The sequence below is a fragment of the Synechococcus sp. CS-1332 genome, assembly GCF_025127995.1.
GTDB lineage: Bacteria > Cyanobacteriota > Cyanobacteriia > PCC-6307 > Cyanobiaceae > Cyanobium.
This window is the reverse complement of sequence record NZ_JAHLYP010000027.1, coordinates 19,184-31,249: the sequence shown is the minus strand read 5'-3', so window position 1 is coordinate 31,249 and position 12,066 is coordinate 19,184. Positions and strand designations below refer to the sequence as shown.

Genomic DNA, 12,066 nt, shown 5'->3' with positions numbered 1-12,066 from the left:
GCGAAGGCGCCGTGCAGGGCCACGAACGGCCAGAGGCCACCGAGCTGGATCCAGCGCACGAAGTCACCCTGGGCTTCCGGGCCCCAGAGCAGCAGCAGGCTGTGGCCCATGGCATCCGCCGGAGTGCTGACGGCAGCGGTGAGGAAGTTGCAACCTTCCAGGTAGCTGCTGGCAATGCCGTGGGTGTACCAGGAGGTGGCGAAGGTGGTGCCGGTGAGCCAGCCGCCCAGGGCCAGATAGGCCGTGGGGAACAGCAGCAGACCGGACCACCCAACGAAAACGAAGCGGTCGCGCTTGAGCCAGTCGTCGAGGACGTCGAACCATCCACGGGTGGCCGGTGCACGCCCTAGGGCGATCGTCATGGGTGAAAGCGGTGCGGATGACCCGCAGGGCTGTGGGTTACCGGGGGATGGTAACAACGTTGATCCGCCCCCCGTGCCAGGCGACACGGGCTGAAACTGACGCCTCCGGCACGCTTCGCGGCAGGATGGCGGGCCATTGCCCTTTCGTCGCGTATGGCTTCGCCCGGCGTCGCTTCCCCTTCGGCCGACGAGCAGGTGTTGGAGCAACCGGTGCTCGGCTCCCGCCGTCTTTCCAACCTGCTGGTGGCGGCCGCCGTCAGCATCGGTGGCCTTGGTTTCGTGCTCACCAGCGCCTCCAGCCGCTTCGGCCGCGATCTGCTGCCCATCGGCCACCCCGCAGCCTTGGTCTGGGTGCCCCAGGGTCTGGTGATGGGGCTCTATGGGGTGGCGGCGCTGTTGCTGGCCACCTACCTCTGGCTGGTCATCGGCATCGATGTGGGGTCAGGCCTCAACCGTTTCGATCGCGGGTCTGGCGAGGCCCGCATCAGCCGTCGCGGCTTCCGCCAGCTGATTGAAGTGGTGATTCCCTTGCGGGAGATCCAGGCGGTGAAGGTGGAGGTGCGCGATGGCCTCAGCCCCCAGCGACGTCTGGCCCTGCGGGTGCAGGGTCGTCGGGACATGCCCCTGACCCGTGTGGGTGAACCGATGCCCCTGGCGGATCTGGAACTGGCGGGTGCCCGCCTGGCCCGCTTTCTTGGCGTTCCTCTGGAGGGCCTCTGAGATGCGATTCCGCACGAACCCTGCGGCCCTGGGCTGGCGGCTGCTGCTCCTGGCGCTTCTCGGCCTGACGCCCCTTGGTCTGGCGGCCTGCGCCGCCGACACCGGCAACCGGCCCCTGGGATGTGAGGCGGCCAGCACCCCCTGCCTGCAGGGCACGGCCGTGGTGGCCATGGACACCAGCAAGGGACCGGTGGAGCTGCGCCTGGACGGTGCGGCGGCCCCCCTTACGGCGGGCAACTTCGTCGATCTCGTCCGGCGCGGGGTCTACAACGGCACCGTGTTTCACCGGGTGGTGCGGGAGCCGGTGCCCTTCGTGGTGCAGGGCGGCGACCCCAGCAGCGCCGATCCCAAGGTTCCCGCCAGTGACTACGGCTCAGGCGGTTTCGTGGACCCCGCCAGTGGCGAGTCCCGACGCCTTCCACTGGAACTCAAGCTCAACGGCTCCCAGGAACCCCGCTATGGAGAAGAGATCACCACCCCGACAGCCACGCGCCAGCTGGCCCTCAGCCACGAGCGCGGCGCCATCGCCATGGCCCGTTCGAGCGACCCCAATTCAGCCAGCTCCCAGTTCTATGTGGCCCTGCAGGCGCTGCCTGAGCTGGATGGCCGCTATGCGGTGTTCGGTCGGGTGACCAAGGGGATGGACGTGATCGACCGGATCCAGCAGGGGGACAAGCTGATCAAGGCCAGGGTGATCGAAGGGGGAACCCTGGTGCAGAAGAAGAAGCCCTGAGGCCCTTTCAGGAGGATCGCGCGTCTGCTCAGGCAGGGACGCGCTTGTCGGAGACGGTGGCCTTGAGCAGCTCGGTGTTCACCCCCGAGGCCCGCTCCAGGGCCACCTTGCCCGTGCGGGCGATCTCCAGGATCCCGTAGGCCTCGAGCAGGCGCTCCAGGGCCACCAGCTTGCCCGGATCCCCCACCACTTCCAGCGTCAGGGCGTCGTCGGCCACGTCCACCACCTTGGCCCGGAAGACCTGCACCAGATCGAAAATGGCGCCGCGATTCTCCGCCGGGGCCGCCACCTTCAGAAGCATCAGCTCCCTCTCCACGGCGGGAATGGTGGAGAGATCGATCACACCCAGCACGTTGATCAGTTTGTTGAGCTGTTTGGTCATCTGCTCAAGGGTGCGGTCGTCCCCTTCGACCACCATGGTGAGCCGAGACATGCCCCGGTGTTCCGCCGGGCCCACCGCCAGGCTCTCGATGTTGAAGCCCCGCCGGGCGAACAGACCGGAGATGCGGCTCAGGGCACCCGATTCGTCTTCCACCAGCACCGAAAGGGTGTGCTTCATGTCGGGCTCGTGAGCGGGGTGCGGCGGGGAACCGGGGGGAAACCGGAATCGTCTCCCCAAAGGTACGCGCCAGAGATCCCTACCAGTCAGCCCGTCTGCAGCCGCTCCAGCCAGCTGAGCACCGCGCCATGAAAGGCGTCGGGGGCCTCATCGTGGGGGCAGTGGCCGCACGAGGGGACCACGTGCAGGTCGAGGTCCGCGCGTAACCGCAGGCACTGCTGGGAGACCTCCACCGGCACCAGCCGATCCTGGGCGCCCCAGACCAGCAGGGTGGGCCGCCCCAGCCGCTGCAGCAGCGACACGGCGGTGGCCCGGTACGGCCGCAGTCCCATGCCGATGCTCATGGCCCTCAGGGCCCGCACCGCCCCGGGGCGTCGGGCAGGCCGGGCGATCAGCCGACGCAGCTCCTGGTCACCGATCACCGGGTGGTGATAAGCCGACTGGATGCCGAGGTCGAGCAGGGGGGAGTGGGCCAGCAGGGGCACCACCAGCTCCAGGGGCAGGAGTCGCAGCAGGACGTGAACCACCCCACGCTTCAGCCGGCGTCGCCAGGGGGGGCGCCGAGGAGGCCGGCGCCCGGCCATCAGCAGGCTGGGATCGGGGAGGGGAGCCGCCACCACAGCCCGCACCCATTGCGGGAAGTAGACGCTGCAGGTCAGGGCCACCAGGCCACCAAGGGAATGGCCCACCAGCACGGCCGGCGTCTGGACCACCTCCGCCAGGAAGGCCTGCACCTGCCTCGACCAGAGGCGGTTGTCCAGGGCCTGATGGCGATCCAGACCCGGCTGGCTGGAGGCGCCGAAGCCGATCAGGTCGAGGCCGTAGACGCACCAGCCCGCTGCCGCCAGGGGACCGGCGTTGCGGCGCCAGTGGCCGCTGGCGGCCCCGAAGCCGTGCAACAGCACCAGCGCCGGCCCGTCGGGGGGGCCCAGGCGGCGCCAGTGGCAGCCGTGGCCGCGCCAGTCCCACTGGGCGTGGTCCCCCCAGTCGGCTCCCTGCTGCGGCGCGGTCTCCCCGGGGGCAGGCTGGGGGTCGGCGGACGACACCGATGGTTGCGGCAAGGACCCGACTTTGAGCGAACCCCCTCACTATTGCGAAGGGGAGGCCGTCGTGGAGACCGGTGGCGGTTTCTTCCGACCTGCCTCCAGGCCAGCCAGGGACTTCGGCGTCCTGCTGGCGCGGACCCTGGCCGCCGCCGGCACAGACGGGCCGGTGCAGGTGCTGGATGGCATGGCGGGCTGCGGCATCCGGGCCCTCCGCTACGGCCTGGAGGGCGGCGCCACGGCGGTGTGGGCCAACGACGCCGACCCGGACCGCCTGCCCCTGCTGGAGCGCAATCTGGCCAGGCTGCCGGCGGCCGTGGAACGGCAATTGAGCACCGCCACGGCCCAGCAGCTGCTGGCGGGCTGCCTGGTGGAGGGGCGCCGCTTCGAACTGGTGGATCTGGATGCCTTCGGCTGTCCGGCCGCCCTGGTTCCCCTGGCCCTCGAGGCGGTGGCCTTCGGCGGCGTGCTCTATCTGGCCAGCACGGACGGACGTTCGGCCACGGGCCATGACCGCCGCGCCGCCGTGCGCCGTTTCGGTGCCGCTGCCCGCGCCCACCCCGCCAGCTGGGAGATCGCCCTGCGCCTCCAGCTGGGGTTGCAGGCCCGTACCGCCTGGGCGATGGGGCGAGGGCTGACCCCGCTGCTGAGCTTCAGCGAAGGACGGGCGTTCCGCACGGCCATTCGTCTGGAGCGGCATCCCGCGCGTGGGGAGGAAGGGCAACTGGGCCTGGTGGCCCATTGCCATGGCTGCGGCGATCAGCAGGTGCAGAGCCTGCTTCGCCTTGGACGCTGGCGGCCCTGCGGTTGCTCCGGGGCTCCATCGGGCGATGGGCCGGCCCTGGCGGTCAGCGGCCCGATCTGGATCGGCCCCCTTCAGGATCCCGCCACGCTCATGGCGATGCTGCAGCTGGCCGAGGGGGGTGGCGCCCATTTGGAGCGGCCGGGTCGGCGGCTGCTGGAGCGACTCCGACACGATCCGGCTGCGACACCCCGCTGCTGGCCCGTGGACGTGATTGCCCGCCATCTCGGTCAGGGGCCCCCGCCGCTGGCGCAGCTGGTGGCGGCACTGACGGCGGAGGGTTTCGCCACGGCGGCGAGCGGGGTGACGGCCGGCCAGCTGCGCAGCGAGGCCCCCTGGCCCTTGATCCTGGCCACGACCCGCGGGCTGGTGGCCACGACGGCTGCTAGATAGGTAGGCCGTTCCCCCTTGTCCGGGCCATGGCCTCTGAAATTTTCGGCACCGCCGCCATCTTCTGGGTGCTGATCCCCGTCGGACTTGCGGGAGGCGCCCTGCTGCTCAAGCTCCTGAACGACTGACCTGCGCGCCGGGGACGAACGCACCTCTAGGCTCAATCTCCTTCCCTTGCAGGGGTCCATGAAGGTTCTGGTCATCGGTGGAACAGGAACCCTCGGTCGCCAGATCGCCCGTCGTGCCCTCGACGCCGGCCATACCGTTCGCTGCGTGGTGCGCTCACCGCGCAAGGCCGCCTTTCTTCAGGAATGGGGCTGTGATCTCACCCGCGGTGACCTGCTGGAGCCCGCCAGCCTCGATTACGCCCTTGAGGGCCAGGAGGCGGTGATCGATGCCGCCACCGCCCGGGCCACAGACGGTGGCAGTGCCTATGAGATCGACTGGGACGGCAAGCAGAACCTGTTCGCCGCCTGTCGCCGGGCCGGCTTGAGCCGGTTGGTGTTCGTCTCCTTGCTCGAGGCGGCCAAGCACCGCAGTGTGCCGCTGATGGACATCAAGGCCTGCACCGAGGAGTGGCTTGAGGCCTCCGACCTCGACTACACGATCCTGCGATGTGTCGCCTTCATGCAGGGCCTGATCAGCCAGTTCGCCATCCCCGTGCTCGAGAGCCAGACCGTCTGGGTGAGTGGGGCCCCGACGCCGATCGCCTACATGAACACCCAGGACGTGGCCCGCTTCGCCGTGGCGGCCCTGGAGCGGCCGGACACCATCCGACAGGCGTTTCCGGTCGTGGGTCCCCGGGCCTGGATCACCGGGGAGATCACCCAGCTCTGCGAGCGCTACAGCGGCCGCGAAGCGCGGGTGTTTCGGGTGCCGCCGGTGTTGCTGCGGCTGATGCAGTCGGTGACGGGGTTCTTCGAAGCCAGCCTCAACGTGGCCGAGCGCCTTGCTTTCGCCGAGGTGGTGGGGGGAGGCGTGCCCCTCACCGCGCCGATGGAGGACAGCTACGCCGCCTTCGGCCTGGATCCGGCCGAGACCACCCTGTTGGAGGATTACCTCAAGGAGTATTACGACACGATCCTGCGGCGCTTGCGGGAGATGGAGTCCGACCTCGATAAGGAAGCCAAGAAAAAGCTTCCCTTCTGAAGCGCCACCATCCGCCAGTTCGTGTGTACTATTGACGCGGTCTGTCAGCGGTCATGGCGATTTCCCAGATCAAGAACCTCCAGCGTCGTCTGGCCAACCTGGAGGACGAGGCCATCGCCGAGCTCACCCGGGCCTGCGGCCATGAGCTCTGGGCCTCACTGGGCTTCGATGCCTTCGACACGCTTGAGGATCCCGATCGCCGCGCCCGGGCGAATTATTACTACGGTCAGCTTCAGACGGTCAGGGAACTGAAGGACGCCCTGGTCTGAGCAGCGCCTGCAGACGTTTGCTCTCCTCGGCGTTCACGGGGCGCCAGGCGCCCGGTTCCAGTCCCGCCAGACCCAGGGGCTGGCCGCCATCCATCAGGTCGATCGCCGTGCGCAGCAGCCGCAGGGTGGGCAGGCCCACTGCGGCTGTCATGCGGCGCACCTGCCGGTTCCGCCCTTCGCGCAACTCCAGTTCCAGCCAGTCGGTAGGCACCCGCAGGCGGTGGCGGATGGGTGGATCCCGCTCCGGCAGGGCCGGGTCTTCCACGGCTCGGGCCCGGGCCGGCAGGGTTCTGCGGCCTTGCACCATCACCCCTTGGCTCAGGGTGCCGAGGGCCGCTGCAGTGATGACACCCTCCACCTGCACCAGATACCGCCGCCAATGACCCCGCGCCGGGTCGGTGAGCCTGGCCTGCAGTCGCCCATCGTCGGTGAGGACCAGCAGCCCTTCGCTGTCCGCGTCCAGGCGGCCGGCGGCGTAGACACCTGGCTGATCGATCAGCTCTGCCAGGGTGCCCCAGGGGCTGCCGGGTTCCCGACGGAACTGGCTGAGGACCCCATAGGGCTTGTGGAGCAGCAGGGTGGTGGTCACTGCCCCAGCAGGATCAGGAGCTTTCCCGTGCCCGCCAAAGGTTCACAACGCCGATCGAGATCAGCAGCAGGCCCAGATCCATCGAGATGGGAGGAAGGATCATGGGGTGGGGCCTGGGGCGCTCGGTCGGCTGACCCTATCGCTCTGGTCTTCCCAGCGTGTGGTGCGCTTTGGAGCGGGCATGGCCGGCGCTTAAGCTGAAACCCTGTTGTTTTCTCTGGCCACCCTTCCCGCATGATCGAAACGTCCGGTGTGATCGAAAAGGAGCAAGGCAACGGGTTCTATCTCGTCACCCTCGAGCAACCTGCCGGTCACCAGTGCCTCTGCCGGGCAGCGGGCAAGCTCACCAAGTTCCGGATCAAGCTGCTGGCTGGCGACAAGGTGCTTGTCGAGATCAGCCCCTATGACCTGACCCGGGGACGCATCACTTACCGGGAGCGCAACGCCGGAGCCACCGGCCCCCGCCCAGGTGGCAACCGTCCTGGTGGCCCCAGGCGCCGCTGAGGCGGCTCTTGACGAATCAGATCTCGAGCAGGCCGTCGGTCTCGGGACGGGGTCCGAGATGGATGTCCCTGGGCACCATCAACACATTGGCCTGAAGCAATTCGGGATGGTCTTCCAATGTGAGCAGCCACTCACGGAACTCCTCGTTGATGGCGTAGCTGTCTTCGAACAGTTCGCGGCCATCCAGGGCGGCCCTGCGGGCCAGAGCCCAGCAGACCGCAACGGTCACGCGACGATGAACAGCGGCATCAAGCACCCCATCGGAACGACCGTGTTGATCGCTGGAATCGTCTCTTGGCCGGTCCATCGGGGTGATCTCGGTGGATGTCCTGTGGTGCCCACGTTGGCGGCTGCTGGGCGCCTCGACGGTGTTGGTTGTCACATCGTCGCAGGAAAATCGCCTGCTACAAGCCAAATGCAGCTGATTTTAAGCCAATCGGCGCTCAAACGAGGGCAACTCGGGCCCGCTGACGCTGAGCATCCGCCCGGCATCGTCTGCCAGGGCCTGCAGGGGAAGGCGTTGGTCGCTTGCCGGGGAGGTGGCTGCGCCGGGCGTCGTCGGCGTCGGGCGCGTCCGGATCACGTACGGCTCGCTCACGGTCCAGCCCCGGGCGTAGCTGATCAGCAGGGGATCGGCCGGGGCGAACACATAGGACGGACGGCGGGGGATGGTTTCCAGACCGGAGCGATCCCCGTCCATGCGCACGGCCCTGGTGATCGCCTGAACGAAGCGGCTGCGGGTGACCACGGTGGTCAGGTAGGCCACCACCCGTAGCCGGGGGGCGTCGAAACCTTCGGCGCACATGTCGATGCTGACAAGCCAGTCCGCCTCCCCGGCCTGGAACGCCGCCAGGTGCTGGGCAGCCTCCGGATCCTGGGAGTGGACCAGGTGCACCCGGTCCCCTTCCTGGGTCAGCAGGTCGGCGATGCGGCCGGCATGGTGGATGTCGCGGGCCACCACCAGACCGCCGGCCCCCGGATGCTCCAGTCGGACCCGTTCCAGGCGGCGGCGGGCCTGGAGCAGCAACCGCAGGGCGATCCCGCCCCGATCCCCGGGGAGGATGGCCCGACGCAGGTTGCGGGCCCGCCAGCTCTCCCGCTGCTCCGCCGACAGGGGGGAGGTCTCGGTGTCCTGCCCGTCCTCCGGGCGCCCGTGTTCCACCCAGCCATCCTGGAAGCGGAATTCCAGGGGCCGCACATCGCCGGCGGCGATCAGGGCACGGGGCTCGACGCAGAGGTCGGGAATGATGCGCTCGGCCGGGCCGTCCTGGTCGTGCATCCGAATCCGGCGGCCGGAACAGAAGCCCAGGTTGTCGGCGCGGAAGGGCGTGCCGGTCAGCCCCAGGCGCAGCTGGGCACCGCCGCTGAGACTGCTGAAGGCGTGCCCCCACGCCGTGGCCTCCGGTTCGAGCGGATCGAGGCCCAGGTGGTGCACTTCGTCGCCGATCGCCAGCCAGCGCTTGCCGTGGAGATGGCCGGCCAGTTCCCGCTCCAGGCGCAGGCGGTGCAAGGCAGCTGCCTGGTAGCTGAGCAGCAGGCCCTGGCTGGAAGCCGCCGAGGTTGGTCCCCCCGGGGCTTCCCACTCCTGCAGGACCAGGCCGACGCGGGCGGCGGCGCCGATCCACTGGCGGGCGATGGCGCTGCGATGGCAGAAGACCACGAACCGCTCCAACCGTCCTTCCCGTTGCAGTTGCTGGAAGGCGAGCAGGGCGCCCAGGGTTTTGCCGGCGCCTGGACCGGCGTGCAGGAGCACGTCCTGGCCCCCGGGGCTCGCTGAGACCAGCCGGGCCCGCAGCAACTGAATCAGTCGGCGTTGCCAGGCCCGGGGCTCGGGTCCGCGGCCGGCGCAGGGGACTTCCGCCAGGCCCGCCCCTCCCGGCAGACCGGCATGGCGGCGCAGACCCAGATCGAAGGACGGTGGCGCCATGCACCGATTCTGCTGGGCCGGCGAGGGATTCGCCGCTGCACCCCACCTGGGCCCGGTGGGCGTGTCCGCACATTGGCGTCCGGTTGCTTGCCGTCACGGGCGGGGCTGTCTATCGCGGAAGGAGTGTGTGTGGCCCCGCGTTGGTCAAATTGCTGATTCCCAGGGAGACGGCTCCCGGTGAGCGGAGGGTGGCCGCGACTCCCGAAACGGTTAGGCGGCTGGTGGCCAAGGGGGCAACCCTGCAGGTGGAGCGGGGGGCGGGTCAGGCGGCCGGCTTCCTCGACGCCGACTACGCCGCCGTGGGCGCCGAACTGTGGGACGGGGACGCCGGGGCCTGGGGGGCGGTGGATGGGGTGCTCTGTGTGCAGCCCCCCCGGACCGAGGATCTGGTCCGCCTGCGCGATGGATCCCTGCTGGTGGGCCTGCTGGCCCCCTACGGCGCCACCGCCCTGGTCGAGACGCTGAACGGCCGGCGGACCTCCGCCATCGCCCTTGAGCTGCTGCCACGGATCACCCGGGCCCAGTCGATGGACGTGCTCTCCTCCCAGGCCAACATCGCGGGCTACAAGGCGGTGCTGCTGGCGGCCGCCGCCCTCGATCGCTACGTGCCGATGCTGATGACCGCGGCAGGCACGATCCAGCCCTCCCGGGTGCTGATCCTGGGGGCCGGCGTGGCCGGGCTGCAGGCGCTGGCCACCGCTCGCCGTCTGGGCGGTGTGGTGTACGTCTCGGATGTGCGGCCGGCGGTCAAGGAGCAGGTGGAATCCCTCGGGGGCCGCTTCATCGATCCTCCCCAGCTGGAGGAGGCCCCCGCCGAGGTGGGCGGCTATGCCCGCCAGGCCAGTGAGGCCTTCCTCTCTGCGCAACGCCAGCAGCTGGCTGACCAGCTGGCCCTGGCCGACATGGTGATCTGCACCGCCCTGGTGCCCGGCCGACCCGCTCCCCGCCTGATCAGCGAGGACATGCTCGACGGCATGCGGCCGGGCGCGGTGGTGGTGGATCTGGCCGTGGCCCAGGGGGGCAACTGCTTCGGCACGATCCCTGGAGCCACGGTGGAGCGCCGGGGCGTGCTGCTGATCGGGGCCGACACCCTGCCCAGCACCGTGCCCAACCACGCCAGCGCCCTGTACGCCCGCAACATCGCCACCCTGGTTGAGCACGTGCTCGGCGAGGACGGCATCCAGCTGGATCCGGAGGATCCGATCCTGGAGGGCTGTCTGCTGACCCATGCCGGCGCCTGTCGCCGCGCCGACATCGTCGAACCCGCCGGCCTGTCCCCCATCGGAGCCCGTTCATGAGCCCTCTGACGCAGTCCCTCTGGGTGCTCCTGCTGGGCAGCCTGCTGGGGCTGGAATTGATCGGCAAGGTGCCCCCCACCCTGCATACCCCGCTGATGTCGGGGGCCAACGCCATCAGCGGCATCACAGTGTTGGCGTCCCTCACCCTCATCCAGCAGGCCGGAGACAACACGGCCCTGCTGGTGATCGGAGCCCTTTCCCTTGGCTTCGCGCTCTACAACGTGATCGGCGGCTTCCTCGTCACCGATCGCATGCTCGCCATGTTCCGCCGCAAGGGTGACAGCCGATGACGTTCTCCATGGAGGCTTTTACCGCGGCCATCGATCTGGCGGCCGTACTCCTGCTGGCCCTTGGCATCAAGGGCCTCTCGAAGGTGAGCTCCGCCCGGGGGGCCAACGCCCTGGCCGCCCTGGCCATGGGTCTGGCCGTGGTGGGGCTGCTGATCGAGATCCGGCCCGATCCGATCGCCTGGCTCTGGATCGCCGCCGGCAGCGCCGCCGGTGGCCTCGCCGGCCTGGTCACAGCCCGCCGGGTGCCGATGACCGCCATGCCGGAAACCGTGGCGCTGTTCAACGGCTGCGGCGGCATGGCCTCGCTGCTGGTGGCCATGGGTGTGGCCCTGTTTGATGGGGGCAAGTCCGACATCGTCGCCCTGGTGTCGATCGCCGTGTCGGTGTTCGTCGGGGCGATCACCTTCAGTGGCTCGATCGTGGCCATGGCCAAGCTCCAGGGCTGGCTGGACACCCCCGGCTGGACCCAGAGCCGCCTGCGCCACGGCGTCAACATCTCGTTGGCGGTGCTCTGCCTGGTGTCGGCCGTGCTGCTTCCCGGCGATCCGGGAGGGCTGCCCCTGTGGCTGCTGATGGGCGGCTCCACCCTGCTGGGCATCGGTGTCACCCTGCCCATCGGCGGGGCCGACATGCCGGTGGTCATCTCCCTGCTCAACTCCTATTCCGGGGTGGCGGCGGCGGCGGCGGGCTTCGTGGTGGGCAGCCAGCTGCTGATCGTGGCCGGCGCCATGGTGGGCGCGGCGGGCCTGATCCTCACCCAGGTGATGTGCACCGCCATGAACCGTTCCCTGGTGTCGGTGCTCTTCGGCGGTGCCCTCGGGGCCAGTGCCGGCGCCGTGGGCGGTGGCGGCAGCGAGGCGGGCTACACCCGCATCACCAGCTGCAGTGCCGAGGAATGCGCCATGGCCCTGGAGCAGGCCGAGCGGGTGGTGTTCGTGCCGGGCTACGGCCTGGCGGTGGCCCAGGCCCAGCATTCCCTGCGGGAGCTGGCCAAGCTGCTCGAGAGCCATGGGGTGGACGTGAGCTACGCCATCCATCCGGTGGCGGGCCGCATGCCCGGCCACATGAACGTGCTGCTGGCCGAAGCCGACGTGCCCTACGAGCAGATGCTGGAGATGGACCTGGTCAATCCTGAGTTCCCCCGCACCGATGTGGTGATCGTGCTGGGGGCCAACGACGTGGTGAACCCCCAGGCCAAGAACGACCCCACCAGCCCCCTGTACGGCATGCCCGTGCTGGAGGTGGATCAGGCCCGTCAGGTGTTCGTCGTCAAGCGCAGCCTGGGGGCCGGCTATGCCGGCATCAACAACGCCCTGTTCGAGATGCCCCAGACCGCCATGGTCTTCGGCGATGCCAAGGCAGTGCTCAACGGCCTGCTGAGCGAGCTTCGCTCCATGGGCGTGGGCAAGACGAAGGTGACGGCCTGAGGGA

General features: G+C 69.4%; 15 protein-coding genes and 1 pseudogene. 10 read left to right on the top strand and 6 right to left on the bottom strand.

Going from position 1 to position 12,066, the window contains the following annotated elements:
* Positions 1–362, bottom strand: a pseudogene (locus KQ305_RS05560) (photosystem II D2 protein (photosystem q(a) protein)); the annotation flags it as partial.
* Between the two features lie 153 nt (positions 363–515).
* On the opposite strand from KQ305_RS05560, the gene KQ305_RS05555 reads away from it, so the two are divergent.
* Entirely contained in the window at positions 516–1,082 is a 567-nt protein-coding gene (locus KQ305_RS05555; protein WP_259724430.1) for a photosystem I assembly protein Ycf4, read from the top strand.
* Position 1,083: 1 nt separating this feature from the next.
* Positions 1,084–1,815, top strand: a complete 732-nt coding sequence (locus KQ305_RS05550; protein WP_259724429.1) for a peptidylprolyl isomerase — start codon at positions 1,084–1,086, stop codon at positions 1,813–1,815.
* A gap of 28 nt (positions 1,816–1,843) precedes the next feature.
* On the opposite strand, the gene ilvN is transcribed toward KQ305_RS05550, so the two are convergent.
* Together ilvN and KQ305_RS05540 are read right to left on the bottom strand one after the other, a co-directional pair.
* Positions 1,844–2,374, bottom strand: coding sequence for an acetolactate synthase small subunit (gene ilvN, locus KQ305_RS05545; RefSeq protein WP_254949634.1), 531 nt, complete (start codon positions 2,372–2,374; stop codon positions 1,844–1,846).
* An 86-nt stretch (positions 2,375–2,460) separates the two neighbouring features.
* Positions 2,461–3,420: an alpha/beta fold hydrolase gene (locus KQ305_RS05540; RefSeq protein ID WP_259724428.1), complete on the bottom strand. Its 960-nt coding sequence runs from the start codon at positions 3,418–3,420 to the stop codon at positions 2,461–2,463.
* Positions 3,421–3,445: 25 nt separating this feature from the next.
* Between KQ305_RS05540 and KQ305_RS05535 the strand changes: the two genes are divergently transcribed.
* The 4 genes from KQ305_RS05535 to KQ305_RS05520 are packed head-to-tail and all read left to right on the top strand — an operon-like array spanning position 3,446 to position 6,027.
* The gene (locus KQ305_RS05535) at positions 3,446–4,612 is read left to right on the top strand and encodes a N2,N2-dimethylguanosine tRNA methyltransferase (protein WP_259724427.1); all 1,167 of its coding nucleotides are present in this window, start codon (positions 3,446–3,448) and stop codon (positions 4,610–4,612) included.
* A gap of 26 nt (positions 4,613–4,638) precedes the next feature.
* Entirely contained in the window at positions 4,639–4,737 is a 99-nt protein-coding gene (petM, locus tag KQ305_RS05530) for a cytochrome b6-f complex subunit PetM (protein ID WP_015108796.1), read from the top strand.
* Positions 4,738–4,795: 58 nt separating this feature from the next.
* The gene (locus tag KQ305_RS05525) at positions 4,796–5,758 is read left to right on the top strand and encodes an NAD(P)H-binding protein (protein ID WP_259724426.1); all 963 of its coding nucleotides are present in this window, start codon (positions 4,796–4,798) and stop codon (positions 5,756–5,758) included.
* Positions 5,759–5,811: 53 nt separating this feature from the next.
* Complete coding sequence (locus tag KQ305_RS05520; protein WP_259724425.1) at positions 5,812–6,027, top strand: hypothetical protein; 216 nt, start codon at positions 5,812–5,814, stop codon at positions 6,025–6,027.
* On the opposite strand, the gene KQ305_RS05515 is transcribed toward KQ305_RS05520, so the two are convergent.
* Complete coding sequence (locus KQ305_RS05515; protein WP_259724424.1) at positions 5,999–6,616, bottom strand: pseudouridine synthase; 618 nt, start codon at positions 6,614–6,616, stop codon at positions 5,999–6,001. The genes KQ305_RS05520 and KQ305_RS05515 overlap by 29 nt on opposite strands.
* Positions 6,617–6,850: 234 nt before the next feature.
* Between KQ305_RS05515 and infA the strand changes: the two genes are divergently transcribed.
* Positions 6,851–7,120 carry a translation initiation factor IF-1 gene (gene infA / locus KQ305_RS05510; protein ID WP_015108791.1) on the top strand — a complete coding sequence of 90 codons (270 nt, stop codon included), beginning with the start codon at positions 6,851–6,853 and terminating at the stop codon, positions 7,118–7,120.
* Positions 7,121–7,136: 16 nt separating this feature from the next.
* Here infA and KQ305_RS05505 read toward each other — a convergent pair whose 3' ends face one another.
* Complete coding sequence (locus KQ305_RS05505; protein WP_259724423.1) at positions 7,137–7,349, bottom strand: hypothetical protein; 213 nt, start codon at positions 7,347–7,349, stop codon at positions 7,137–7,139.
* A gap of 198 nt (positions 7,350–7,547) precedes the next feature.
* Positions 7,548–9,047 carry a DEAD/DEAH box helicase gene (locus KQ305_RS05500; RefSeq protein ID WP_259724422.1) on the bottom strand — a complete coding sequence of 500 codons (1,500 nt, stop codon included), beginning with the start codon at positions 9,045–9,047 and terminating at the stop codon, positions 7,548–7,550.
* Positions 9,048–9,172: 125 nt separating this feature from the next.
* Here KQ305_RS05500 and KQ305_RS05495 point away from each other — a divergent pair, with 125 nt between their 5' ends.
* The 3 genes from KQ305_RS05495 to KQ305_RS05485 are packed head-to-tail and all read left to right on the top strand — an operon-like array spanning position 9,173 to position 12,062.
* On the top strand, positions 9,173–10,345 hold the full coding sequence (locus KQ305_RS05495; RefSeq protein WP_259724421.1) for an NAD(P) transhydrogenase subunit alpha: 1,173 nt from the start codon (positions 9,173–9,175) through the stop codon (positions 10,343–10,345).
* Positions 10,342–10,635: an NAD(P) transhydrogenase subunit alpha gene (locus KQ305_RS05490; protein ID WP_259724420.1), complete on the top strand. Its 294-nt coding sequence runs from the start codon at positions 10,342–10,344 to the stop codon at positions 10,633–10,635. The genes KQ305_RS05495 and KQ305_RS05490 overlap by 4 nt, the downstream gene beginning before the upstream one ends.
* The gene (locus KQ305_RS05485) at positions 10,632–12,062 is read left to right on the top strand and encodes an NAD(P)(+) transhydrogenase (Re/Si-specific) subunit beta (protein WP_259724419.1); all 1,431 of its coding nucleotides are present in this window, start codon (positions 10,632–10,634) and stop codon (positions 12,060–12,062) included. The genes KQ305_RS05490 and KQ305_RS05485 overlap by 4 nt, the downstream gene beginning before the upstream one ends.
* Positions 12,063–12,066 lie beyond the last annotated feature (4 nt).